Annotated in this window: 21 protein-coding genes; 2 read left to right on the top strand and 19 right to left on the bottom strand. The window is 72.9% G+C overall.

The genetic code is table 11. From position 1 onward, the window contains the following. Positions 1 to 11: 11 nt before the first annotated feature. Positions 12 to 908: an ABC transporter ATP-binding protein gene (locus tag AB0E85_RS24115; protein ID WP_361930699.1), complete on the top strand. Its 897-nt coding sequence runs from the start codon at positions 12 to 14 to the stop codon at positions 906 to 908. Further along, entirely contained in the window at positions 905 to 2,503 is a 1,599-nt protein-coding gene (locus AB0E85_RS24110; RefSeq protein ID WP_361930696.1) for an ABC transporter permease, read from the top strand. Before AB0E85_RS24115 ends, AB0E85_RS24110 begins: the two co-directional genes overlap by 4 nt. Here AB0E85_RS24110 and AB0E85_RS24105 read toward each other — a convergent pair whose 3' ends face one another. The 19 genes from AB0E85_RS24105 to AB0E85_RS24015 form a co-directional block, all read right to left on the bottom strand. After that, positions 2,504 to 3,100, bottom strand: coding sequence for a Uma2 family endonuclease (locus AB0E85_RS24105; RefSeq protein WP_361930694.1), 597 nt, complete (start codon positions 3,098 to 3,100; stop codon positions 2,504 to 2,506). Positions 3,101 to 3,187: 87 nt separating this feature from the next. After that, the gene (locus AB0E85_RS24100; RefSeq protein WP_361930691.1) at positions 3,188 to 4,408 is read right to left on the bottom strand and encodes a cytochrome P450; all 1,221 of its coding nucleotides are present in this window, start codon (positions 4,406 to 4,408) and stop codon (positions 3,188 to 3,190) included. Positions 4,409 to 4,461: 53 nt separating this feature from the next. Then, positions 4,462 to 5,127, bottom strand: coding sequence for a response regulator transcription factor (locus tag AB0E85_RS24095; protein WP_361930688.1), 666 nt, complete (start codon positions 5,125 to 5,127; stop codon positions 4,462 to 4,464). Next, complete coding sequence (locus AB0E85_RS24090; protein WP_361930685.1) at positions 5,124 to 6,467, bottom strand: histidine kinase; 1,344 nt, start codon at positions 6,465 to 6,467, stop codon at positions 5,124 to 5,126. Before AB0E85_RS24090 ends, AB0E85_RS24095 begins: the two co-directional genes overlap by 4 nt. Before the next feature lie 98 nt (positions 6,468 to 6,565). Then, positions 6,566 to 7,249, bottom strand: a complete 684-nt coding sequence (locus AB0E85_RS24085; RefSeq protein WP_361930683.1) for a response regulator transcription factor — start codon at positions 7,247 to 7,249, stop codon at positions 6,566 to 6,568. Beyond that, positions 7,246 to 8,622, bottom strand: a complete 1,377-nt coding sequence (locus AB0E85_RS24080; protein WP_361930680.1) for a sensor histidine kinase — start codon at positions 8,620 to 8,622, stop codon at positions 7,246 to 7,248. Before AB0E85_RS24080 ends, AB0E85_RS24085 begins: the two co-directional genes overlap by 4 nt. After that, positions 8,615 to 9,826 (bottom strand): acyltransferase, encoded by a 1,212-nt coding sequence (locus AB0E85_RS24075; protein ID WP_361930678.1) that lies wholly within the window; start codon positions 9,824 to 9,826, stop codon positions 8,615 to 8,617. The genes AB0E85_RS24080 and AB0E85_RS24075 overlap by 8 nt, the downstream gene beginning before the upstream one ends. Beyond that, positions 9,819 to 10,823 (bottom strand): alpha/beta hydrolase, encoded by a 1,005-nt coding sequence (locus AB0E85_RS24070; protein ID WP_361930675.1) that lies wholly within the window; start codon positions 10,821 to 10,823, stop codon positions 9,819 to 9,821. Before AB0E85_RS24070 ends, AB0E85_RS24075 begins: the two co-directional genes overlap by 8 nt. Positions 10,824 to 11,082: 259 nt before the next feature. Beyond that, complete coding sequence (locus AB0E85_RS24065; RefSeq protein ID WP_361930672.1) at positions 11,083 to 11,946, bottom strand: alpha/beta hydrolase; 864 nt, start codon at positions 11,944 to 11,946, stop codon at positions 11,083 to 11,085. Positions 11,947 to 12,123: 177 nt separating this feature from the next. Further along, positions 12,124 to 13,347, bottom strand: a complete 1,224-nt coding sequence (gene kynU / locus AB0E85_RS24060; protein WP_361930669.1) for a kynureninase — start codon at positions 13,345 to 13,347, stop codon at positions 12,124 to 12,126. Continuing rightward, positions 13,340 to 14,170: a tryptophan 2,3-dioxygenase family protein gene (locus AB0E85_RS24055; protein WP_361930666.1), complete on the bottom strand. Its 831-nt coding sequence runs from the start codon at positions 14,168 to 14,170 to the stop codon at positions 13,340 to 13,342. The genes kynU and AB0E85_RS24055 overlap by 8 nt, the downstream gene beginning before the upstream one ends. 149 nt (positions 14,171 to 14,319) lie before the next feature. Next, complete coding sequence (locus AB0E85_RS24050; protein WP_361930663.1) at positions 14,320 to 14,733, bottom strand: DUF3151 domain-containing protein; 414 nt, start codon at positions 14,731 to 14,733, stop codon at positions 14,320 to 14,322. A gap of 77 nt (positions 14,734 to 14,810) precedes the next feature. Beyond that, on the bottom strand, positions 14,811 to 16,277 hold the full coding sequence (locus tag AB0E85_RS24045; protein ID WP_361930660.1) for an MFS transporter: 1,467 nt from the start codon (positions 16,275 to 16,277) through the stop codon (positions 14,811 to 14,813). A 77-nt stretch (positions 16,278 to 16,354) separates the two neighbouring features. Further along, complete coding sequence (fbaA, locus tag AB0E85_RS24040) at positions 16,355 to 17,377, bottom strand: class II fructose-bisphosphate aldolase (protein ID WP_033310132.1); 1,023 nt, start codon at positions 17,375 to 17,377, stop codon at positions 16,355 to 16,357. 148 nt (positions 17,378 to 17,525) lie between these two features. Further along, positions 17,526 to 18,074, bottom strand: a complete 549-nt coding sequence (gene pyrE / locus AB0E85_RS24035) for an orotate phosphoribosyltransferase (RefSeq protein ID WP_361930657.1) — start codon at positions 18,072 to 18,074, stop codon at positions 17,526 to 17,528. Between the two features lie 10 nt (positions 18,075 to 18,084). After that, positions 18,085 to 18,873 carry an aldose 1-epimerase gene (locus AB0E85_RS24030; RefSeq protein WP_361930654.1) on the bottom strand — a complete coding sequence of 263 codons (789 nt, stop codon included), beginning with the start codon at positions 18,871 to 18,873 and terminating at the stop codon, positions 18,085 to 18,087. Between the two features lie 51 nt (positions 18,874 to 18,924). Continuing rightward, positions 18,925 to 19,812: an SRPBCC domain-containing protein gene (locus AB0E85_RS24025; protein ID WP_361930652.1), complete on the bottom strand. Its 888-nt coding sequence runs from the start codon at positions 19,810 to 19,812 to the stop codon at positions 18,925 to 18,927. A gap of 111 nt (positions 19,813 to 19,923) precedes the next feature. Next, positions 19,924 to 21,579: a polyamine aminopropyltransferase gene (locus tag AB0E85_RS24020; RefSeq protein WP_361930649.1), complete on the bottom strand. Its 1,656-nt coding sequence runs from the start codon at positions 21,577 to 21,579 to the stop codon at positions 19,924 to 19,926. A 212-nt stretch (positions 21,580 to 21,791) separates the two neighbouring features. Then, complete coding sequence (locus tag AB0E85_RS24015) at positions 21,792 to 22,319, bottom strand: DUF2617 family protein (RefSeq protein WP_361930646.1); 528 nt, start codon at positions 22,317 to 22,319, stop codon at positions 21,792 to 21,794. Positions 22,320 to 22,535 lie beyond the last annotated feature (216 nt).

Here is a 22,535-nt window from a genome sequence, read left to right as displayed (position 1 = left end):
CGTTCTGAAGCATGACGAAGGCCATCACCGTCTCCGGACTGCACAAGTCCTTCGGGCGGACGCACGCTCTCGACGGGCTCGACCTGGAGGTCGCCGCCGGTGAGGTCCATGGCTTCCTCGGCCCCAACGGCGCCGGGAAGTCCACCGCCATCCGGATCCTGCTGGGTCTGCTGCGTGCCGACTCGGGGGCCGCGCAGGTGCTGGGCCGCGACCCCTGGGGGGACGCGGTCGAGGTGCACCGCCGGATCGCATACGTCCCAGGCGACGTGACGCTGTGGCGCAACCTCTCCGGCGGCGAGGTCATCGACCTCTGCGGCCGGCTGCGCGGAGGGCTCGACGCGGGGCGCCGCGCGGAGCTGGTCGAGCGCTTCGAACTCGACCCGACCAAGAAGGGCCGCACGTACTCCAAGGGCAACCGGCAGAAGGTCGCCCTGGTCGCCGCGTTCGCCTCGGACGTCGACCTGCTGATCTTGGACGAGCCGACCTCGGGCCTGGACCCGCTGATGGAGGAGGTCTTCCGGCGCTGCGTCGAGGAGGAACGCGACCGGGGCCGCACGGTCCTGCTCTCCTCCCACATCCTCAGCGAGGTCGAGGAGCTGTGCGACCGGGTGAGCATCATCCGGGCCGGCCGTACGGTCGAGAGCGGTTCGCTCGCCGACCTGCGCCATCTGACCCGCACCAGCGTCGTCGCCGAACTCGCCGGGCCGCCCGACGGGTTGTGGGCGCTGCCCGGCGTGCACGACCTCGACGTACGGGGGCGCCGCGTCCGGCTCCAGGTCGACACCGACCGGCTGGATGGCGTCCTGCGGTCGCTGAGCGAGTCGGGCGTGCGGTCGCTGACGTCGACACCGCCCACGCTGGAGGAACTGTTCCTGCGGCACTACCAGGACGAGGCGGCGGCCCGATGACGGCGTTCGCGGTACGGCACGGCGGCTCGCGCCAACTCGCCGGAACCGGCACCCTGCTGCGCTTCGCCCTGCGCCGCGACCGGCTGATGATCCCCGTGTGGATCGCGGTCGACGCGCTGATGGTCCTCTCCATGCCGGGCACGCTGGAAGGCCTGTACGGCACCCCGGCCGAACGCGCCGACCTGGTCCGGCAGATGGCGGCCAACTCCTCACTGCGTGCGATGGTCGGCCCGGTCTTCGGCGACTCACTGGGCGCCCTCACGGCCTGGCGGGTCGGCATCTACGCCGGTGCCCTGGCGGCCGTGATGAGCCTGCTGGTCGTCGTCCGGCACACCCGGGACGAGGAGGAGAGCGGCCGTCAGGAACTGGTCGCGTCCGGGGCGGTGGGCCGCCGGGCCTCGCTGACGGCGGCCCTGCTGGCGGCGGCCGTGGCGAACGCGGTTCTGGCGCTGCTGGTGACGGTGGGGCTGGCCGGGCAGGGCGCGGCCGGGGCCCTGGCCCTCGGGCTCGGGATCGCCGGGGTCGGGATGGTCTTCGCCACGATGGCGGCGATCGTCGCGCAGCTGACGGAGAGCGCACGGCTGGCCCGCGGCCTGACGGCGGCGGTGCTCGGGACCGCGTTCGTCCTGCGCGCGGCGGGCGACTCGGGGACGCACGACGGCTCGTCGGTTCTGACCTGGCTCTCGCCGCTGGGCTGGCTGGAGAACCTGCGGCCCTACGCCGGCGAACGCTGGTGGGTGCTCGCGCTCCTGTCCGGAGCGGTCGTCCTCCAGGGGGCAGTTGCCTACGCCCTGGCCGGCCGCCGGGACCTCGGCATGAGCTTCCTGCCGACCCGGCCGGGCCCCGCGTCCGGCAGGCTGGGCACCACGAGCGCCCTGGCCTGGCGGTTGCAGCGGGGCGGCGTGCTCGGCTGGAGCATCGGCTTCTTCCTCGCCGGGGTCGTCTACGGCGGCATGACCGAGGGCGCGGCCGACCTGGTCGGCGACAACGCCAACGCCCGGCGGATCATCGAGCGGATGGGCGGGCAGTCCGGCCTGACGGACGCGTTCCTGGCGTCCATGATCGGCATGCTGGGCCTGGTCGCGGCGCTCTGGATCGTGGCGTCGGTGCTGCGCCTGCACGGCGAGGAGACCTCGGGCCGGGCGGAACCGGTGCTGGCGAACGCCGTGGGGCGCCTGCGGTGGGCCGCCGGGCACCTGGTGATCGCCTTCGGCGGTGCCGCCTGGATCATGCTGCTGGCCGGACTGGGCTTCGCCGTCGGTTACGGCAGGCAGGTGGGGCCGGTCCTGGCCGCCTGCCTGGTGCAGCTCCCGGCGGTGTGGGTGGTCGGCGGCGTGGCGGTGCTGCTGCACGGCGTCCTGCCCCGGGCGGCCGTCGCGGCCTGGGGTCTCGCCGGGGCGGTACTGCTGATCGGCTGGATCGGGCCCGCGCTGGACGTGCCGCGGGCGGTGCTGGACGTCTCGCCGTTCGGGCATCTGCCGAAGCTGCCGGGCGGCTCCATGGAGTGGGGGCCGGTGGCGGTGCTGACGGGGGTGGCGGGGCTGCTGGTGGCCGGGGGGCTCGCAGGGTTGCGGAGGCGGGACATGTCCACGTGATCAGTCGACGTACTGCTTGAGTTCCTCGGTGTCGAGTTCCACCCCCATGGGCTCAGGCAGCGAGAGCTTCGCGCCGAAGGACTTCCTGACCGTGCTGCGGTATCCCTCGCCGGGTGCCGGATCGCTGTACAACGTGACCGAGCAGTCGTCGCGATCAATCAGCAGGTAGTGAGGGATTCCGGCCTCCGCGTATCCCAGGGGCTTCTCCTCGCGGTCCCGCCGGTGGGTGTCCGCGTCGTAGGAGGTGACCTCGACCGTCATCACAACGCCCTTGGTGCCGGCCCAGTCCCCTTCGCCCGCGAAGGTCCCCCGAGGGGCGAGCACGGCGTCCGGAAGTGCTCGGCCCTTGCGGTACTTCTCGATCCGCAGGCCCAGTTCGCCACCCCCGTAGAGCCACAGCCCGGTCCCTGCCATCAGGAAGCACTCCTGCAGCCACCTGATGACCTCACTGTGGTTGCCGTCCGTCATGCCCTTGACTCCGACCCGTCCGTTGATGAACTCCAACCTGACGGCGTCGAACCTGTTGGCCACGAGTGCGGCGAGCTCTTCGAACTCCTCCACTGACATCTGAGCCATGTGCTGCGCCATAACCGTCATGGTGCCCTCCTTCGCAGGCGCAGACCAGCTTGCCGAGCGGTCTGTGAGCACTGGACGGATCGCGCACATGATCATCCGAATGGGTGATCAACCCACCGCCACGGCCAGTCCCTCCAGCCCCCTGATCACAAAGTTCGGCTTCCGAACAGGCTCGGCGGCGAGTCGTAGCGTCGGGGCCCGCTCCAGCAGCGCCCCCATGGACGCCGCCAGCTCGATACGGGCCAGGGGTGCGCCGATGCAGTAGTGGATGCCGGCGCTGAAGGAGATGTGGGGGTTGTCCGCGCGGGTGAGGTCGAGGTCGGACGGGTTCCGGAACACCGCGGGGTCGTGGTTGGCGGAGCCGAAGAGCATGGCGATCTCCGCACCGCGCGGGATCGTCGTGCCGTCGATCTCGATCTCGTCCAGGACCCAGCGCTCGAACAGCTGCAACGGGGTGTCGTACCGCATCAGCTCCTCGATCGCGGAGGGGACGAGCGTGTGGTCCGCGCGCAGTCTCTCCAGCTGGTCCGGGGTGCGGAACAGGGCGTACCAGCCGTTGACCGTGGCGTTCACCGTCGCCTCGTGGCCGGCGTTGAGCAGCAGGACGCAGGTGGAGATCATCTCCTGCTCGGTGAGCCGGTCGCCCTCGTCGTGGGCCGCGATGAGACCCGAGATGAGGTCCTCGCCGGGCTCCTTGCGGCGGGCCGCGATCAGTTCGCGCAGGTAGTCGGAGAACTCGACCGACGCCCGGACCGCCTTCGCCGCCGTGTCCTCGGACGGCTTCAGCTCGTACATCCCGCAGATGTCCGCCGACCAGGGGCGCAGCGGGGCCCGGTCGGCCTCCGGGATGCCGAGCATCTCGGCGATCACCGCGACGGGGAGGGGCTCGGCGACGTCCGTCAGCAGGTCGCCGCCGCCTTTCGCGACCAGCGCGGACACCAGTTCGCCGGCCAGGCCCCGCACGTACGGCTTCAGCCGCTCCACCGTGCGCGGTGTGAACGCCTTCGACACCAGACGGCGGATCCGGGTGTGGTCCGGCGGCTCCAGGTCGAGCATTCCGTGGTCGTTGAGCGTGTGGAACGGCTCGTGCTCCGGCGGGGGCGCCGTGCGGCCGAACTCCTCGTGCGAGAAGCGGTGCTGGTACGTCCGGCCGAGGCGCCGGTCGCGCAGCAGTGCCGAGACGTCCGCGTGGTGCGGGACGAGCCACTGGTTCGTGGGCTCGAACCAGTGCACGCGGCCCCGGGCACGCAGCTCGGCGTAGACGGGGTACGGGTCGGCGAGGAACGCCGGGTCCCACGGGGCGAACCCGAGGTCGGAAACAGCTGCCATGAACGGACGCTAGCCCGGCAGCCCCCACTCTGACCAGGGGCGGCGCCCACCTGTCACCCCGGCGTCACCAGCCGCGCCTCGTACGCGAACACCGCTGCCTGGGTCCGGTCCCTGAGGCCCAGCTTCACCAGGATCCGGCTGACATGCGTCTTGATCGTCGACTCGGCGACGACCAGCCGCTCCGCGATCTCCGAGTTCGACAGGCCCTGCGCGATGAGGACCAGCACCTCCGTCTCCCGCTCGGTGAGGTCACCGTAGGCCGCGTGGGCGGAGGGCATGAGGTGCGGCTTCTCGGAGAGCTTGGAGAACTCGGTGATCAGGCGCCTGGTCACCGAAGGGGCCAGGAGCGCCTCCCCGGAGGCCACGACCTTCACCCCGTCGGCCAGCTGGCGGGCGGAGGCGTCCTTGAGGAGGAAGCCGGAGGCACCCGCGCGCAGCGCCTGATACACGTACTCGTCGAGGTCGAAGGTGGTGAGCACCAGCACCTTGGCCGCGCCGTCGGCGGCGACGATCTCGCGGGTCGCCTCGATGCCGTTCAGCTCGGGCATGCGGATGTCCATCAGCACCACGTCCGGGGCGAGCTCGCGGACCTTGGTGACGGCCTCCCGGCCGTTCACCGCCTCGCCGACGACCTCGATGTCCGGCATCGCGTTCAGCAGGACGGAGAATCCCTCGCGCACCATCATCTGGTCGTCCGCGATCAGGACGCGAATGGTCATGCGTCACCCTCGTCCGGCAGGGCGACCGGCAGGAACACCGCCACCTCGTAACCTCCGTCGTCCGTGCCGCCCGCCGTCATCTCGCCGTTCAGCATCGACACCCGCTCGCGCATGCCCGTGATGCCGTGCCCGGCGCCGGGCGAGGGCTTGATCAGGCTCGGGTTGGGCGGCGGGCCGTTGACGACGCGCAGGCCCAGGCCGCCGAGGACGTACCCGATCTCGACGCGGGCCGTCGCGCCCGGCGCGTGCCGCAGGGTGTTGCTGAGGGCCTCCTGCACGATCCGGTACGCCGACAGCTCCACGCCCTGCGGCAGCTCACGCACCGCGCCGGTCACCACCTTGTCGACACCCAGCCCGGCCTCCCGGACGTTGGCCAGCAGCCCCTCCAGGTCGGCGAGGGTGGGCTGCGGGGCGTCCGGGGCCTCGTAGTCCTCGGCGCGGACCACGCCCAGCACGCGGCGCAGTTCGGTCAGGGCCGCCACCGCGTTCTCCCGGATCGTGGCGAACGCCTTTTCCAGCTCCGGTGGCGGGTTCTCCACCCGGTAGGGAGCGGCCTCCGCCTGGATGGCGACCACCGACATGTGGTGGGCCACCACGTCGTGCAGCTCGCGGGCGATGGTGGTGCGCTCCTCCAGCAGGGTGCGGCGGGAACGCTCGTGCGCGGTGACCGTCTGTTGCGCGGTGACCTCCTGTACGGCGTCCCGGCGGATGTGCCAGACGGTGACGCAGAGCAGGACCAGGGCCGATACGACCAGCAGGGGGCCGGAGTTGCTGCCGTACTCGTAGTAGGTCGGGCCGATGCCGCTGTCCGCGACGAGGGCGTACAGCGCGGTCAGCACCCACATCCACGCGGCCGTGCGCGGCCGGGTGCGTATCGCCACGACCGTCAGCACGGTCAGGTGGCAGGCGAAACTGCCGGGTGTCCAGGGCCATTCGCCCCAGCGGCTGCCGAGCACGGAGGTGATCGGGGTGGAGACCATGGACGCCCAGAAGGCGCCGACCGGCCGCACCATGGTCAGCAGCACGGGAATCGCGCAGAGCAGCCCGACCAGCAGGGCCGGGCCTCCGGTGTCGACCGTGGAGAAGGCCAGGGTGATCAGGGCCGTCGCGGTGATCACGGCGTGCGGAAGCCACTGCGCGTACTCCCGCAGCCGGCCCGGCAGCCGCCGGACGATCCGCCCGTCCGTGTGCCGGCCCGGCAGCGGCCGGTAGGCGAACGCGTCGTGGATCAGGTCCTGCCGCAGCCCGCGCAGGGCGTCCACCGCCAGCCGGTACTCCGGGCTGCGCGATGCCGCCCCGTCCCCCGGCGGCCTGGTCTGCATGTGAGTCGTCTCGGTCACGTACAGAACGGTATGCGGCCCCCCGGCCCCGGTCGTCCCCTTGGAGAGGGGTTCCTCGGCGTCCCTCTCAGGTACTACGGGGCCCCGTCGGCCACCCCTCAGTACCCCGAGGGCCGCACCAGCCCCGACTCGTAGGCGAACACCGCCGCCTGCGTGCGGTCCCTGAGGCCCAGCTTCACCAGGATCCGGCCCACGTGGGTCTTCACCGTCTGCTCGGCCACGAACAGGTGCCGGGCGATCTCCGCGTTGGACAGGCCCTGGGCGATCAGCGCGAGCACCTCCGTCTCCCGCTCGGTCAGGTCGCCGACGCGTTCTCTGAGCGGGGCGCGGGGCTTGCCGTCGAGCCGGGAGAACTCGGCGATCAGTTTGCGGGTGATGACCGGGGCGAGCAGTGCCTCCCCGGCCGCGACCACCCGGACCGCCTCGGCGAGCTGCTCCGACGACGCGTCCTTCAGCAGGAACCCGGAGGCTCCGGCGCGCAGCGCGTCGTACACGTACTCGTCGAGGTCGAAGGTGGTGAGCACCAGCACCCGCATGTCCGGGTGCGCGGCGGTGATGTGCCGGGTGGCCTCGATGCCGCCGATCCCGGGCATGCGGATGTCCATCAGGACGACGTCCGGGGTGAGCTCCGCCGCCAGGGCGATGCCGCCCTCACCGTTCTTCGCGTCGCCGACGACCTCCATGTCGGGCTGTATGCCGAGCAGCACGGTGAAGCCCTGCCGGACCATCGCCTGGTCGTCGACGATGAGAACCCGGATGGGTTTGCCGGTGCCGCTCGTCATGAGGTCCCTTTCCTGCGGGCCGTCGGATGGTCGGTGCCCGGGGTGTCCGCGGGCGGGGTCTCCGGGAGGAAGGCGGTGACCTTGAAACCGTCCCAGTGCCACCGGTGCGCCGTCATGGTGCCCCCGAGCATCGCGACCCGCTCCCGCATGCCGAGCAGCCCGTGGCCCGCCCCCGTCGACGGCGGTGGCGGCCCGGTCGGGCGGCCGTTGACGATCTCCACCTCCAGGCCGTTCGGCTCGTAGGTGAGACGGACCGTGATCCGCGCGCCGGGCGCGTGCCGCAGGGCGTTGCTCAGCGCCTCCTGCACGATCCGGTACGCCGACAGCTCCACGCCGGGCGGCAGCGGACGCCGCTCGCCCCGGATGTCGGTGACGACCTCGCGCCCGGCCGCCCGGGTGTTCTCCACCAGCGCGTCGAGCCGGTCGAGCGTGGGCTGCGGGGCGTGCGGTGTGCTCTGGTCACCCGCGTCGCCGAACGGCTCCCCCGGCCCGGGGTGCTCCGAGCGCAGCACGCCCAGTACGCGGCGCAGTTCGGTCAGCGCCTCCAGCGCGTTCTGCCGTATGCCCGCGAGGTTCTCCCTGAGCTCGTCGGGCGGGTTCTCCACGAGGTGCGGGGCGACCTGCGCCTGGATGGAGATGACCGACATGTGGTGGGCCACCACGTCGTGCAGTTCCCGCGCGATGCGGCTGCGCTCCTCCAGCAGGGTGCGCCGGGTGCGCTCCTCGGCGGTGAGCGTGGTCTGCTCGACCAGTTCCCTGCGGGCCTCGCGGCGGCCGCGCAGGGCGGTGCCGAGTATGACGACGACGGTGAACAGGGAGAGCGCGAGCACCCCCGTGGGCTGGTACTGCGTGCCGGAGTCCGCCCCTTCCTCAAGGAGCAGGGTGACCAGCACGGTCACTGCGAGGGCCTCCGCTGAGACCCGGGTGGGCACCCGCAGGGCCAGCAACAGCATGACGAGCAGCTGGGCGATGATCCCGGCCGCGGTCCACGGCCAGGTGAACGAGTACTCCGGCTCCATCCGGGCGTACACCGAGACGGCGGTCACCGCGGTGACTGCCGTGGACAGCCACCAGGCAGGAACCGGCCGCCACATCGCGAGGAGCACCGCGACGCCGTGCCCAAGCGCGAGCAGAAACGCGTACCCGGCGTCCAGATGCCCGTTGTCGTTGAGCTGGGCGGCGTCGCCGAGCGTGATGCCGAAGGCGGCCAGGCACACCAGCCCGTGCGGCAGCCAGCGCAGCCACGTGGAAGGCGGCAAGGGATCCACCCGGACGGTCCACAGGTCCTGGCGCAGCAGCCGCAGCCAGTTCCCGACGCGCGCCCGCAGCGCGCGGCCCACCCCCGTGTCCGTCACACGGCCCAGCCTAGACATGACGCGCCTTCGCCGCTGCGCCCCGGTCGGACGGACGGTGCGCCCGCACCACCCGGGATCTGCGGCCCCGGCCGCTGCCGCCTCGCTCGAAGGAGCGGAACGCGGCCCAGCAGACCGCGAGGGCCAGCGCGAACACAGGCAGCCACAGCAGCCGCGCCCCGACCCAGCCCAGGTCGTCGGGCCGGGTGTGCAGCCCGGGGAGCCGGCCGGCGAGGAGGCCGGTGGCCGTGGTGGCCATCAGGGCCGTCTGGTGCCAGAGGAAGACGGTCATCACGGAGAGGTTGACGAGCGCCACCGCCGCCCACGCCACCGGCCGGCGCATCGCCCGGCGCAGCCGCTCGCGCAGCAGCAGGGCGAGACCGCACTGGGCCAGGCCGAACGTGACGACGGCCAGCGTCGGCGGGTCCAGGTTGGACATGCCGTCTCCCGGGACGCCGACCATGGACGCCGGATAGCCCGCCCACACCACGAGGGCCGCGGTCGCCGCCGCCCCGGCACCCAGCAGGACCCAGCCCGCACGCCGGCGCTCCAGTTCGCCGCGGGTCCAGGCCGCGCCCAGCGTGTAGGGCACCATCCAGGCGGCCGCCACGTTCACCCAGCCCAGCCAGGCGGGTCCGCCGAGGCCGAAGCGCAGCAGGTCCACGTGCAGGACGACGGCCAGCGGCCAGAGCGGGTTGAGCCGGGTGAGCAGCGGGGTCGCCGCCGTCAGGCCCGCGAACACCACGAGGAACCACAGGGGGGACAGGGCGAGCTTCACCAGCGTGCGGACGGTGCCGTACTCGGTGCCCGACAGCAGCAGCGCTACGGCGGCGACCGTCCACAGGGTGAGGACGGCGGCGACCGGCTTGAACAGCCGGGCCAGCCGGGCCGTCAGCCACTGGTGGTACGGGACGCCGCGGGCCCGGGCCGAGGCATGACTGCGGGTGGCGACATGGCCCCCGACCAGGAAGAACACGGCGAGGGTCTGGAACATCCAGGAGACGGGCGTCAGCCAGGGCATGTCATGCAGGGGGCTTGCCGTGCGCAGGGTGCGGCCGTCGGAGACCAGGGCCGTGACCAGCCAGTGCCCCAGGACGACGCCGAGGACGGCGGCGGCCCGCAGGGCGTCCACGGCCCGGTCCCGCCCGGGCGGGGTGGCCGCGCCGATGCGGTCGGCGCCACGACGCACTCCCTGCCGCAGGGCGCGTACGCCGATGTCAGTCATGGGTCACCGCCTTGGTCTCGCCCAGGACGATCCGGGCCAGGTTGGTCAGGGAGGCCGAGCCGGGTCTGAAGTAGTCGCTGTGGCCGCCGTCGCCCGCCGTGAAGACCCGGGCGCCGAAGGCCGGGGTGACGGGGTCGGTGCCGAAGCCGACCGTGGTGCCGAACAGGTCCAGGTCGATGTGCGGGACGTTCTCCACCCAGTCGTCGCCGCCCCGCGCCGCCCAGACGCGGGCCCGGGTGTGCAGACCGGCGGCGGTGTCGGCACCCGTGCCCGGGCTGCCGACGAGCGCGATGTCGTCGACGGCGAGCCCGGCTGCGGCACGGCCGCAGACCACCGAGCCGTACGAGTGGCACAGCAGCGATATGCGCGGCCCCGCGCCCGCTATGGCCCGCAGGTCGGCGACGAGCGCGCGCAGGCGCGGGGCCGCCTGCTCCGCCCTGCCGGTCGTCGTGACGGTCGTGCTGACCGTGCCCGGCGTCTCGTAGCCCAGCCAGGCCACGACCGCGGTGCGCGTGCCCGCGGGGGCCTGCCGGTCGAGCTGCCGGTGCAGGGCGGCCGCCGCCGCGTGGAACCGGCCATAGGTGTCGAGGCTCGTGTCGGATCCGGGGACCAGGACGGCGATGCGGTCGGCCCGGGCGAGGTCGCCGAACACCTCCGTCACCCGGCCGGAGCCGCGGCCGTCGAACCGCAGGAGGTGCCGCCCCTGGGCGGCCAGACGACGGTCCGTCGCGGCGCGGTCCCGGTCGTGGTGGGCGGCGGCCGTACGGGCCGCCTCGGCGGCGTTGGCCCGGTTGGCCGCGTACGCCTCGTCGAGCGTCGACGCGGTGAGGGGTGCGAGGGAGGCGGGAGCCGGTGCCGGGGTCTGCGGTCGTACGGCTCCGGAAAGGGGGACGACCACCGCACCGGTGACGAGGGCGGCGAGCACGGCTCGGCGCCATCGGCCGGCGCGGCGTCCACCGCCGTCGCCGGCACGGCGGTACTGCGGTGCGGACCCCATGGTCGTCCCCCTCCAGCGCACCCGGCCATCGGGTCTGCGTGGAAGGGAAGTTACGGAGCGCGGCACCTCGTCCGCGTCACACCGGGGAACTCACCTGCGGAGTAGCTCTCAGGTACTACGGGTATGACCGGGAGCCCCTCCTAAGGGGCAGACTTTGAGTGTCAGACCTCAAGGGGCAGACCTCAAGGGGCAGACCTCAAGGGGCAGACCTCAAGGGGCAGACCTCAAGGGGCAGACCCCTGAGGCAGGCAGCTGCCGCTCACCAGGCCAGCTGCGCGATCTCCTCCACCGCCACCGCGCACGCGTCGGCCGCCGGGTCGATGAGCGGGAAGTGCCCCACGCCCTCCAGCAGCGTCACCCCCACCATCTCCCCGGCCTTCGCCGCCGCCTCCGCGTACGACTCGGCGACCGGCTGCGGCACGTCGAGGTCCGCGCGGCCCTGCACGAGGGTGGTGGCGATGCCCGTGGGCAGCAGCAGCGCCGGGTCCGCGTACGGCTGGCGCTCGGCGAAGTGCTCGTCCCCGCCGAGGAGTTGACGCGCGGCGCCCCCGCACACGTCCAGCTTGTCGGCGATCGCCAGGTCCGCGATCGGGGCGAGGGCGACGACGCCGCGCAGGGTCACCGGACTGCCGCTGCGCCAGGGCGAGTGGGCCGGCAGGACGTGCCGGGCGGCACCCCACAGCGCGAGGTGCCCGCCCGCCGAGTGGCCGGTGAGCACCGTACGGCGCGGGTCGGCCTGCGGCAGCAACTCCCGTACCAGCGCGGGCAGGGCGTCCAGCGCCGCCGCGACGTCGTCGAAGGTGTCGGGCCACCGGCCCGCGAGCAGGTCGCCGTCCCCGCCGCGCCGGTACTCGACGCTGGCCACGGCGAACCCGCGGCGGGCGAGGAAGTCCGCGAACGGGCTGATGTGACGCCGGTCGTAGGGCGCCCGCCAGGCGCCGCCGTGCAGCACGACGACGACCGGGGCCGGTCCGGGGCCACCGGCCCGGCGCGGTGCGAAGAAGTCGATCACCTGGTCCGGGTGGTCGCCGTAGGCCGCGGTGGCGTCGGGGTCGACGGGCGCGTGGGAGAAGGCCGACTTCTCCTCGGCAGCGGCCCGTGCTGCTGCGACGTCGTCCGTCATGCTCCAACCTTCCAGCGATGAACCGTACGCGGCAAGCCCGTTGAGGCCGCGCCGTTGGCCGGGACGGTACCAGGCGCATGACATGCGCGAACATGCGGATGTCACGCTGGGTGAAGAACGGACGGACAGGGCGGGGGCCGGAACACCACAGGGGCGTCCCGGCCCCGCCGCCACCGCTCAGGCCAGCGTCTCGGCCAGCACCCGCGCCGCCCGCTCCACGTCGGCGAACCCGACGTACAGCGGTGTGAAGCCGAAGCGCAGCACGTCCGGGGCCCGGAAGTCACCGACCACACCCCGCTCGATCAGCCGCTTCATCACGTCACCGGCGATGGGGGCACCTCCCTGCTCGAACGAAGTTGAGAGCTTGGGGGAGCAGCGCAGGGCGATCTGGCTGCCCCGCTCCCCGTGCGCCACCGGCGTCACGCACTCCACCCGGCCCTCGGGCACGTACGCCGCGACGCACTCCAGGAAGAAGTCCGTCAGCGCGAGGGACTTGGCCCGCACCGCCTCGACCGACACCCCGTCCCAGACCTCCAGGGCCGCCTCCAGGGCGAGCATGGAGAGGATGTCGGGCGTGCCGACCCGGCCGCGCAGCGCGCCGGGGGCCGCCTCGAAGTCGCTCCGCATCCCGAACGGCTCGGCGTGCGAGTTCCAGCCCGGCAGCGGCGAGTCGAAGCGGTCCTGCACCTCCCGCCGCACATACAGGTACGCCGGTGAACCGGGCCCCCCGTTGAGGTACTTGTAGGTGCAGCCGACCGCGAGGTCCACACCGTGTTCGTCCAGCCCGACCGGCAGGGCGCCCGCGCTGTGGCACAGGTCCCAGACGGCGACCGCTCCCGCCGCGCGCACGGCGGCCGTCAGACCGGGCAGGTCGTGCAGCCGGCCGGTGCGGTAGTCGACGTGGTTGAGGAGGACCACGGCGGTGCGGTCACCCAGGGCGCCCGGGACGTCCGCCGGTGCCACGGGGCGCAGGGTGCAGCCGGTCATGCGGGCGGCGGACTCGGCGATGTACCCGTCGGTGGGGAAGGTCGTCGCGTCGACGAGGAGCTCGTCACGGCCCTCCCCGGCCATCCGCACCGCGCCGACGAGTGCCTTGAGGACGTTCACACTTGTGGAGTCGCCCACGACGATCTGCCCGGGCGCCGCCCCGACCAGCGGGGCGATCCGGTCGCCGATCCGCTCGGGCGCCGTCCACCAGCCGCTCTCCTCCCAGGACCGGATGCGCAGTTCGCCCCACTGCCGGCGTACGACGTCCTCCACCCGGCCCGGGACGACGGCCGGCAGCGCGCCGAGCGAGTTGCCGTCGAGGTAGACCACGTCGTCGAGGACGAACTCGGCGCGTTTGGCGGCCAGTTCGTCGACGGCGTCCAGCTTCTGCGCGCGTTCCGCCGGCTCAGACATAGGACCGCGCCGTCCACAGCTCGGGGAACACGTTCTTCCGCGCGCGCTTCTCCAGCCAGGCCACCCCGGCGGAGCCGCCCGTGCCGGTCTTGGCGCCCATCGCGCGGCGGGTGGCGACCAGGTGGTCGTTGCGCCAGCGCCACACCAGCTCGGCGACATCGCTCAGCGCCTCGCCCAGCCGGGCGACCTCGTCGCTCTCGTCACCCGAGTAGACGGCCGTCCAGGCCGCCTCCACCTCCGGCGACGGCTCGTAGCGCTGGGAGACGTCGCGCCGCAGCACGGCCTCCGGGATGTCGTGCCCGCGCCGCGCCAGCAGCCGTACGACCTCGTCGTACAGGCTCGGCTCGTGCAGCGCCTTCTCCAGCTCGGCGTGCACACGCGGTGCGCCCCGGTGCGGGACGAGCATCGACGCGGACTTGTCGCCGAGCAGGAACTCCATGCGGCGGTACATCGCCGACTGGAAGCCGGATCCCTCGCCGAGGGCGCTGCGGTACGAGTTGAACTGGGCCGGCGTGAGCTGGGCGAGCGGCTTCCAGGAGTGGTTGAGCGCCTCCAGCTCGCGGACGGACCTCTTGAGCGCGGCGGTGGCGGTGGGGATGTCGTCACCCCTGAGCGCGCCCGCCGCGGTCTCCCACTCGTGGACGATGACGGTGAACCACAGCTCCATCACCTGGGTCGTCACCAGGAAGACCATCTCTCCGGGGTCGTCGGAGAGGGTGTGCTGGAGGTGGGTGAGTACGTCCGCCTTGACGTAGTCCTCGTACGGCGTCGTGCCGTGGAAGTCGAGATGCGGGGTCTCGGGCTCGTGAGCCTCGTGGGACATCGCTGTCTCCTGCGTATAACTCCGGGTAGCGGTCCGCCCCTGCCGAATCCGACACGGGGGCCCCGGTCCCCAGGGGCATCTTCCGCAATCGTCCCCCGAAACCGCAAGGCCCGCCTTTCGCGGACGGGCCTCGCGTGCACGGAGCGTGTCTAGCCGAGGACCTGCGCCGCCGTCGGGGAGGAGTCCTTCAGGAACTGGGAGCAGCGCTCGTACTCCTCCTGCTCGCCGATCGTCTGGGCGGCGCGGGCGAGGGCGTGCAGGGCGCGCAGGAAGCCGCGGTTCGGCTCGTGCTCCCACGGCACGGGGCCGTGGCCCTTCCAGCCGTTGCGGCGCAGCGCGTCCAGGCCGCGGTGGTAGCCCGTGCGGGCGTAGGCGTAGGACTCCACGGCCGCGCCCCGCTCGAACGCCTCGTCGGCGAGCTGCGCCCAGGCGAGCGAGGAGGTGGGGTGAGCACCGGCGACCTCGGCGGGCGCGGCACCCGACGCGAGCATCTCCCGCGGGCCGGGGTCGTCGGGGAGGTGGGTCGGGGGCGGGCCCCCGAGAAGGTTCTCGTGAATGGACATGCCCCAAGTCTGCGCCATCCCGCCCGGCCGCGGGCACCGGTCCCGCTCAGCCGGAGCCCCACCGCCGGCACCCCGGGCTACCCCAACCGCTTCCTCACCGGCTCCCCCTCCAGCGGTGGCGCCGTCACCCCGCCGTGCCGCAGGCACTCCGGCCGCTTGCAGTCCGGGGGCGGCCTGCGGACCACGGCCGCCGCGAGCACCGCCCCCGCCACCATCGCCCCCGCACACCACCCCATCGCCTTGTCGAACGCCGTGTCGAAGGCGGCCGGCTCCCGGTACGCCTCCTCGCCCATGCCGGCCAGCAGCGGCAGCGCCGCCACCGCCATCAGGCCGGCCGCCCGGGCCGCCGCGTTGTTGATGCCGCTGGCCAGGCCGGCCCGCGCCACGCTGACCGAGCCCAGCACCGTCGCCGTGAGCGGCGCCACCAGCGTGACCAGGCCCAGCCCGAGCACGACCAGCGCCGGCAGCACATCGGCCACGTACGACGCGCCCGGCCCCACCCGCAGCATCAGCAGCATCCCGGCCGCGCACAGCAGCGGTCCCACAGTCAGCGGGATCCGCGGCCCGATCCGGTCGGCCAGCTCCCCGGACCGGGCGGACAGCAGCAGCATCAGCACGGTCGTCGGCAGCAGTGCCGTACCGGCGGCGAGGGCCGAGTAGCCCACGACGACCTGGAGCTGGAGCGCGGCGAGGAAGAAGAACCCGCCGAGGGCCGCGTACACGCACAGCGTGACCACGTTGACGGCCGTGAACTGCCGGGACGCGAAGATGTCCGGCGGCATCATCGGATCGGGCCGGCGCCGCTCGACGAGCACGAACGCGACGGCCGCGGCCAGCCCGGCCACCGCCGAGACGGCCACCACCGCACCGCCCCCGCCGGCCTCGATCAGGGCGTACGTCACCAGCGCGAGCGCCAGCGCCCCCAGCACGGCCCCGAGCACGTCGAACCGCCCGTGGGCCCGCTGGTCGCCCGACTCGGGAACGTGCCGCAAGGCGACCGGCACGCACACCAGGGCCACCGGCACGTTCAGCAGGAACACCCACCGCCAGCCGGGCCCGTCCACCAGCCAGCCGCCGACGAACGGCCCGACCGCCGCCCCGATCCCGCCGAAGCCGGACCACAGGCCCACCGCCCGCCCCCGGTCGTCGGGGTGGAAGGACGCCTGGATCAGCGCCAGCGACCCGGGCGTCAGCAGCGCACCGCCCACCCCTTGCAGGGCCCGCGCGGCGATCAGGACGCCCGCGTTCGGCGCGATCCCGCACAGCAGCGACGCCACCGCGAACCACACCACGCCGACGACGAACACCTTCCGCCGCCCGAACCGGTCCCCGAGCGCCCCGCCCAGCAGGATCAGCCCGGCCAGCGTGACCATGTAGGCGTTGACGGTCCACTGCAACGCGGACAGGTTCGCGTCGAGGTCGCGGCCGATACGCGGCAGGGCGACATTGACGACGGTCGAGTCCAGCATCGCCATGCTGGAGCCGAGGACGGTGGTGAGCAGGATCCACTTGCCCTGCGGTGAGGCCAACCGGACATCGGGCATGCAGGGAGCATAGGAGCATACGGAAGAGCCCGGCACCTCCTGAGGTGCCGGGCTCTTCCGCAGGCGAACGGACCGGACTACTTGATCTTCGTGCCGGTGGAGCGCAGGTTGCCGCAGGCCTCGACGACACGGGCGGACATGGACGCCTCGGCCAGCTTGCCCCAGGTGCGCGGGTCGTAGGTCTTCTTGTTGCCGACCTCGCCGTCGACCTTCAGGACGCCGTCGTAGTTGCGGAACATGTGGTCCGCGACCGGGCGCGTGAACGCGTACTGGGTGTCGGTGTCGATGTTCATCTTCACGACGCCGTTCTCCAGCGCGGTGCGGATCTCTTCCTCCGTGGAGCCGGAGCCGCCGTGGAAGACGAAGTCGAACGGGGAGCCCTTGCCGAACTTGGCGGCGACGCCCTCGTTCAGCTCCTTCAGCAGCTCGGGACGCAGGACGACGTTGCCCGGCTTGTACACGCCGTGCACGTTGCCGAAGGACGCGGCGAGCAGGTAGCGGCCCTTCTCACCGAGGCCGAGGGCCTCGGCGGTGCGGATCGCGTCGTCGACCGTGGTGTAGAGGGAGTCGTTGATCTCGTGGGAGACGCCGTCCTCCTCGCCACCGGTCGGGGTGATCTCCACCTCGAGGATGATCTTCGCGGCGCGGGCCTGCTCCAGCAGCTCCTGCGCGATGGAGAGGTTGTCGGCGAGGGTCTCGGCGGAGCCGTCCCACATGTGCGACTGGAACAGCGGGTTCAGACCGGCCTCGACGCGCTTCTGGGAGAGCGCCAGCAGCGGACGTACGTACCCGTCGAGCTTGTCCTTGGGGCAGTGGTCGGTGTGCAGCGCGATGTTCACCGGGTACTTCTCGGCGACGATGTGCGCGAACTCGGCCAGGGCGACGGCGCCGGTGACCATGTCCTTGCTGTACTGACCGCCCAGGAACTCGGCGCCACCCGTGGAGATCTGGACGATGCCGTCGCTCTCCGCCTCAGCGAAACCGCGCAGGGCCGCGTGCAGGGTCTGGGTGGAGGTCACGTTGATGGCCGGGTAGGCGAACTTTCCTGCCTTCGCCCGGTCCAGCATCTCGTTGTAGACCTCGGGAGTTGCGATGGGCATGCGTCCGCTCCTTGTATCTGCGGGTTGACGTACTGCTGTGTCTAACGGCCCTGACCTAGACCTTGGGGTGCGACGTCATCGTCGGCCCCATCTTTCCAGACTTGGCCGGAAGGTCCAGGCCACCGTCCACGCCCTGGTCAGTACCCGGTCAGTCGAGGCCCAGCTCGTCCTTCGAGAACGCGAACAGGTACGGCACCCCGGCGCCCTCCTGGATCTTCTCGGCGGCGCCGGTCGCCCGGTCGACGATGGTCGCGACGGCGACGACCTCGGCCCCGGCCTCCCGCACGGCCTCGACGGCGGTGAGCGGGGAGCCGCCGGTGGTGGAGGTGTCCTCGACGACCAGCACCCGGCGGCCTGCGATGTCCGGGCCCTCGACGCGCCGCTGGAGGCCGTGCGCCTTGGCGGCCTTGCGCACGACGAAGGCGTCCAGGCGCTTCCCGCGCGCGGCTGCCGCGTGCAGCATGGCGGCGGCGACCGGGTCGGCGCCCATGGTGAGCCCGCCGACCGCGTCGAAGTCCAGCTCGCCGGTCAGGTCGAGCAGCACCTGCCCGACCAGCGGCGCGGCCTCGCCGTCGAGGGTGACGCGCCTCAGGTCGACGTAGTAGTCGGCTTCCAGACCCGACGACAGGGTCACCTTGCCGTGCACCACGGCCTTGTCCTTGATCTGCTGCAGCAGCGCGCCGCGAGTGTCCGTCATGCCGCCCAGCTTAGAGGCGGCGCCACGTCCAGGTGGTGGTGGCCTCCAGCGGCTCCAGGGGCGTGACCAGGTGCGGCAGGGTGTTGAGGCCGTCGGGCGGCCCGGTCTGCGGCTCCACGCACACGGCTTCCCGCTGCTCGTCGTAGACGACGACCCACTCCTCGCGGCTGGTCACCTTCAGCTCCAGCCGGCCGGGCCAGGTGAGCGTGGCCTCGACGCCGCCGGGCATGCCGAAGCAGTCGTCCCAGGGGCCCGGCTCGGGGTCGATCCGGTTGCCGGTGGGCAGGTGGTCCTCGCCGCGCTCCTCCTGCCAGGCGGGGTCGAAGTCGAGCTGGACGTCCTCGCCGCCGAGGTTCCGGTTGAACCAGGGGTGCCAGCCGATCTGTGCCGGGAAGGACGACTCGTACGTCTCGACCGACATGCTCAGCGTCAGCGCGTCCTCGGTGAGCGCGACGATCTGGGTGACCCGGCCGGGGTGGGGCCAGGGGTCCACGAGCTCGTACGTGAGGACCGCCTCGTTCGTGCTCGTGCGGGCGGTGCGCCAGGCGTGGTCGCGGACGGTGCCGTGGATGGCGTGCGGCGGGGCGTTCAGCGGCATCTGCCGCACCTCGGCGCCGTCCAGGAACCGTCCGTCCCGGATCCGGCCGCACCACGGAACCATCGGGAAGCACCCGAAGCGCTCCCCCTGCCGGAGCAGCTCCACTCCGCCGATCCGCAGCCCTCCGACCCGGCCGCCGTTGCCCGGCTGCACGGTCACCTCCGCGTCGCCCGCGGTCAGCGTGATGTCTTCGTCACTCACGGGACGACCCTACTGCGGTGATCAAGAGGGCCTCACGTGCGGCGGGGCGATTCAGCGGCGTCGGCGCAGGGCCCGGACCGCCACGATGGCCGACGCCACCGCGAGTGCCGCCGCGGGCGCCGCCCAGCGCAGCGGGGCGGGAGGCGACACGGTCTGCGGCGCGGGCACCGGCGCGTACCGCCCGCGCGGAGGCGAGTGGTCGACCTCCTCGGCGCTGCGTCCGATCATGGTCCGCCGCGCGTGCGCCGCCTCGGCGATGTCCTCCTCGTCCCCCTCGTCCCCCTCTTCCCCCTGGTCCTCATCGTCCGCGGGTCCGTAGGAGGAGGCCGGGCGGTCGGAACCGAAGGCGGAGGGGCGCTCAGGGACGGGTGGTTCCTCGGTGAGGCCGAGGTCGCCGGGGGCCTGCTCCTCGGCCCCGGCCCCGGCTCCGGCCCGCTCGTCGTGCGTGCCGTCCGTGCCGTCCCTGCCGTCCGTGCCGTCCCTGCCGTCCGTTTCGTTCGCGGCATCCGTGGCCGCCGTGGCCGCCGTGGCCAGGTGCTCCGCGAAACGGTTCAGCAGCCGGGTGACGGCGCCCTCCACCGCCTCCGCGGGAAACTCCCTGATCCGTCCATCGGCGGACGCCGTGCCGTCGTACGTGAGGGTGCAGCCGTCCTCCGCCTCGCGCAGGGCGATCCGCAGGGTGAGTCCGACCGAGCCGCTGCCGCGCGACTCCTCCGCCTCGCCCTCGACCGTGTAGCTGCCGTCGTCCCGCCGGGAGACCCGTACGGCGCCCCGGTAGGTGACGGAGTGGCTGCCGACCCGGATCTTCAGCCGCCCGACGACGGGCTCGGCGCCGGCGTCCTGCTGGAGCCCGGGAACGGCCCGGGCGACCCGCGCGGGGTCGTCCAGCACCTCCCTCAGCCGCTCCGCCGGAACCGGAACGAACACCTCGTGCTCCATGTCGACGGACTCTACCCAGCGCAGCCCGAAACGCACCCCCGCCTGAGGGATTCACGCCCGATCCACCCCCACCAGGCGTATCCTCCCGGCCCGCCCGTCGGTTCGGGCCCCTCAGTACCGCGGGTGCACCAGCGTCGACGCCGGCAGCCCCGCGATCCGCGTGCCGCGCGCCGCCCGCTCGCCCGCGGCGAGGAAGGCCTCCGTCAGGACACGGGGCCGCGGCCCGTCCGGGTCGAGCCGCAGCCGCGGCTCCGTGCGGGCGGCCAGGACGAACCCCCAGTCCCGGGGCGCCCGGGAACGGTCGGCCGGGGTGCGGTCGGGCCCTGCGGCGGAAGCGGTGTGACGGCCGCCCGTGCCATAGGGGGCGGTGCGGAAGCCGGCCGCGCGCAGGGTCGCCTCGACGGTCCAGTGGACCCGGGGGCCGGTCGCGACCGGGCCGGTGTGCACCACGAGCCGGCCGCCGGGGGCGAGTACGCGCCGGGCCAGGCCGTAGAACTCCTGTGAATACAGCTTCGTGCTCGCCGTGATGCGCGGATCCGGCAGGTCCGAGACGACCACGTCGTAGGCCGCCGGGGTCGCGCCGCGCAGCCGGCCGAAGGCGTCGTCGGTCGTCACGTGGACCCGCGGGTCGCCGAACGCGTGCTGGTTGAGCGCGGACAGGGCCGGGTCGGTGCGGGCCAGCCGGACCACCTCGGCGTCGAGTTCGACGACGTCGACCCGTTCGACTCCCGGGTGGCGCAGCACCTCGCGGGCGGCCAGGCCGTCCCCGCCGCCCAGGATCAGCACGCGCGCGTGCGGCCCGTTCATCGCGGGGTAGACGAGGGCCTCGTGGTAGCGCAGCTCGTCACGTTCGCTGACGCGCAGCCGCCCGTCGAGGAACAGGGCGAGGGGCCGCCCGTGCGTGCCGCCGGTGAGGACGACCTCCTGCACCCCGGTCCGGAGCGCCACGCGGACGTCCCCGCCGTAGACCGCCTGCCGCGCGGCCCGTTCGAAGTCGTCGACGAGGACGGCGGCGGTGGCGAGGATCGTGAGGACGAGGGCGTTGCCGAGCAGCAGCAGCCACCGGGCACGCCGGGTCAGGTCCCGGCGGAACAGGCCGAGCACCAGCGCAGCGCCGACGACCGCGTTGACCGCGCCGGTGAGCAGGGCGCCGGTCAACTGCCCGAGGAACGGCAGCAGGAGGAAGGGAAAGGCGAGGCCGCCGACGAGCGCACCGACGTAGTCGGCGGCGGACAGGTCGGCCACCGCTCCACCGGCGTCCTGGCGGCGGATGCGCTGGATCAGCTCCATGAGCAGCGGGACTTCGGCGCCGATGAGCAGGCCGGTGGCGAGGGAGAAGGCGACCAGCAGGCAGCGTGGCCCGTCGGCCCACACCCCGCCCCAGTCGCCGGTCCAGGCGAACACCGCGTACAGGGCCATCGCGCTGCACCCGCCGACGAGCGCGAGGGTGGCCTCGACGGCGCCGAAGCCGGCCGCGGCGAGCGGGCGCAGCCGCTTCGCGCCGAGGGAGCCGAGACCCATCGCGAAGACCATGACGGACAGCACGACGGACGCCTGGGTGACGGAGTCGCCCATCAAGTACGAGGCGAGCGCGACGAGTTCGAGTTCGTACACGAGTCCGCAGGCCGCGCAGACGAACACGCCCGCGAGGACCAGGAACCGTCCGGTGCCCGGCCGGACGGGCAGTCGCACCGGGCCGTCGGGGCCGCCCGGGGCGCTCCAGGTCTCCTGCGAACGGGGCGGGGCGGGCGCGTGCGGCTCGATCACGCTGCGACGTTACGTCACGCCTCGACTGCGGTTCGTCACCCACACGTGTGGTGCTGGTTTACAGACGCCGGATATCGGTACGAGATGGGGTTTGCCCCGTGCGGTTTTCGACGGGCCGGCCCGACGGATGCCGTTCAACGGGCCCGGCCCGACGGATGCCGCTCGACGGGCCCGGCCCGACGGGCAGCCGGGCAGCGGCCGGCCGGCTGCGGTCAGTTGGCGAGAACCCCAGCCGGTACGCGCACCCCCACCTTCGTGCGGGTCGCCACCAACTGCCCGTCCTGCGGGTAGGCGTGCCAGGTGCGCCAGTGCACCTGCCCTTCGTGGTGCTGGGCGAGCAGGGCCGTGAAGGCGTACGGGCTGCCGGGGAAGACGCCGGCGAGGCCGTGCGGATGGTCGGAGACGAGGGCCAGCAACTCCTGGGCACGGCCTGCGAAGGAGCCGGGCGAGAGGACCTCGACCCGGGCCGCGAACTCGTACTCCCAGTCGTCCACGCGCTTGGCGACGCCGAGCGGAAGCGGAGTGCTGCTGCCCGCGATGCACGCCACCGTCTCCGAGCAGATGCCCCGCTCCTCCTCCAGCAGGACCTGGTGGGACGCGCCGAGGAGTCGCAACTGGAGTTTGGTGTCCGCCAGTTCGAGGTCGAGCGCGGCCAGTGCGGGAAGCGGCTCGCGCCCCAGGGACCACGCGAGATCGGCCGCGCGCGTGTCGGTGTAGGCGGTGTTCAGGGTCGTGAGCATGGATCGGCTCCGCAAGCACACAAGGAGAGGGAGAGGGTTCCGCTGCGCCCCGGTCGCACCGGGGGATGTCGGCCCGGGGCAGCCCGGTCGGCGGGTTTCGGGAAGGTGTCCGCAGGACGTCCGAGGGGCTGCGTCGGTGACTTAGAGGGAATCATGAACAGGGGCGCCGCCACAGCGTTTTTACCCAAGTTCGTAGGGTTTCCATCCCTCAGAGGG

The sequence above is a fragment of the Streptomyces sp. NPDC029044 genome, from assembly GCF_040637495.1.
GTDB lineage: Bacteria > Actinomycetota > Actinomycetes > Streptomycetales > Streptomycetaceae > Streptomyces.
This window is presented reverse-complemented; position numbering and strand designations above follow the sequence as displayed.

What these genes read in the sequence shown, in the direction of transcription:
- AB0E85_RS24115 (WP_361930699.1), top strand. Translation starts at nt 12, where the DNA reads ATGACGAAGGCCATCACCGTCTCCGGACTGCACAAGTCCTTCGGGCGG.
- AB0E85_RS24110 (WP_361930696.1), top strand. Translation starts at nt 905, where the DNA reads ATGACGGCGTTCGCGGTACGGCACGGCGGCTCGCGCCAACTCGCCGGA.
- AB0E85_RS24105 (WP_361930694.1), bottom strand. Translation starts at nt 3,100, where the DNA reads ATGACGGTTATGGCGCAGCACATGGCTCAGATGTCAGTGGAGGAGTTC.
- AB0E85_RS24100 (WP_361930691.1), bottom strand. Translation starts at nt 4,408, where the DNA reads ATGGCAGCTGTTTCCGACCTCGGGTTCGCCCCGTGGGACCCGGCGTTC.
- AB0E85_RS24095 (WP_361930688.1), bottom strand. Translation starts at nt 5,127, where the DNA reads ATGACCATTCGCGTCCTGATCGCGGACGACCAGATGATGGTGCGCGAG.
- AB0E85_RS24085 (WP_361930683.1), bottom strand. Translation starts at nt 7,249, where the DNA reads ATGACGAGCGGCACCGGCAAACCCATCCGGGTTCTCATCGTCGACGAC.
- AB0E85_RS24080 (WP_361930680.1), bottom strand. Translation starts at nt 8,622, where the DNA reads ATGTCTAGGCTGGGCCGTGTGACGGACACGGGGGTGGGCCGCGCGCTG.
- AB0E85_RS24075 (WP_361930678.1), bottom strand. Translation starts at nt 9,826, where the DNA reads ATGACTGACATCGGCGTACGCGCCCTGCGGCAGGGAGTGCGTCGTGGC.
- AB0E85_RS24070 (WP_361930675.1), bottom strand. Translation starts at nt 10,823, where the DNA reads ATGGGGTCCGCACCGCAGTACCGCCGTGCCGGCGACGGCGGTGGACGC.
- AB0E85_RS24065 (WP_361930672.1), bottom strand. Translation starts at nt 11,946, where the DNA reads ATGACGGACGACGTCGCAGCAGCACGGGCCGCTGCCGAGGAGAAGTCG.
- kynU (WP_361930669.1), bottom strand. Translation starts at nt 13,347, where the DNA reads ATGTCTGAGCCGGCGGAACGCGCGCAGAAGCTGGACGCCGTCGACGAA.
- AB0E85_RS24055 (WP_361930666.1), bottom strand. Translation starts at nt 14,170, where the DNA reads ATGTCCCACGAGGCTCACGAGCCCGAGACCCCGCATCTCGACTTCCAC.
- AB0E85_RS24050 (WP_361930663.1), bottom strand. Translation starts at nt 14,733, where the DNA reads ATGTCCATTCACGAGAACCTTCTCGGGGGCCCGCCCCCGACCCACCTC.
- AB0E85_RS24045 (WP_361930660.1), bottom strand. Translation starts at nt 16,277, where the DNA reads ATGCCCGATGTCCGGTTGGCCTCACCGCAGGGCAAGTGGATCCTGCTC.
- fbaA (WP_033310132.1), bottom strand. Translation starts at nt 17,377, where the DNA reads ATGCCCATCGCAACTCCCGAGGTCTACAACGAGATGCTGGACCGGGCG.
- pyrE (WP_361930657.1), bottom strand. Translation starts at nt 18,074, where the DNA reads ATGACGGACACTCGCGGCGCGCTGCTGCAGCAGATCAAGGACAAGGCC.
- AB0E85_RS24025 (WP_361930652.1), bottom strand. Translation starts at nt 19,812, where the DNA reads ATGGAGCACGAGGTGTTCGTTCCGGTTCCGGCGGAGCGGCTGAGGGAG.
- AB0E85_RS24015 (WP_361930646.1), bottom strand. Translation starts at nt 22,319, where the DNA reads ATGCTCACGACCCTGAACACCGCCTACACCGACACGCGCGCGGCCGAT.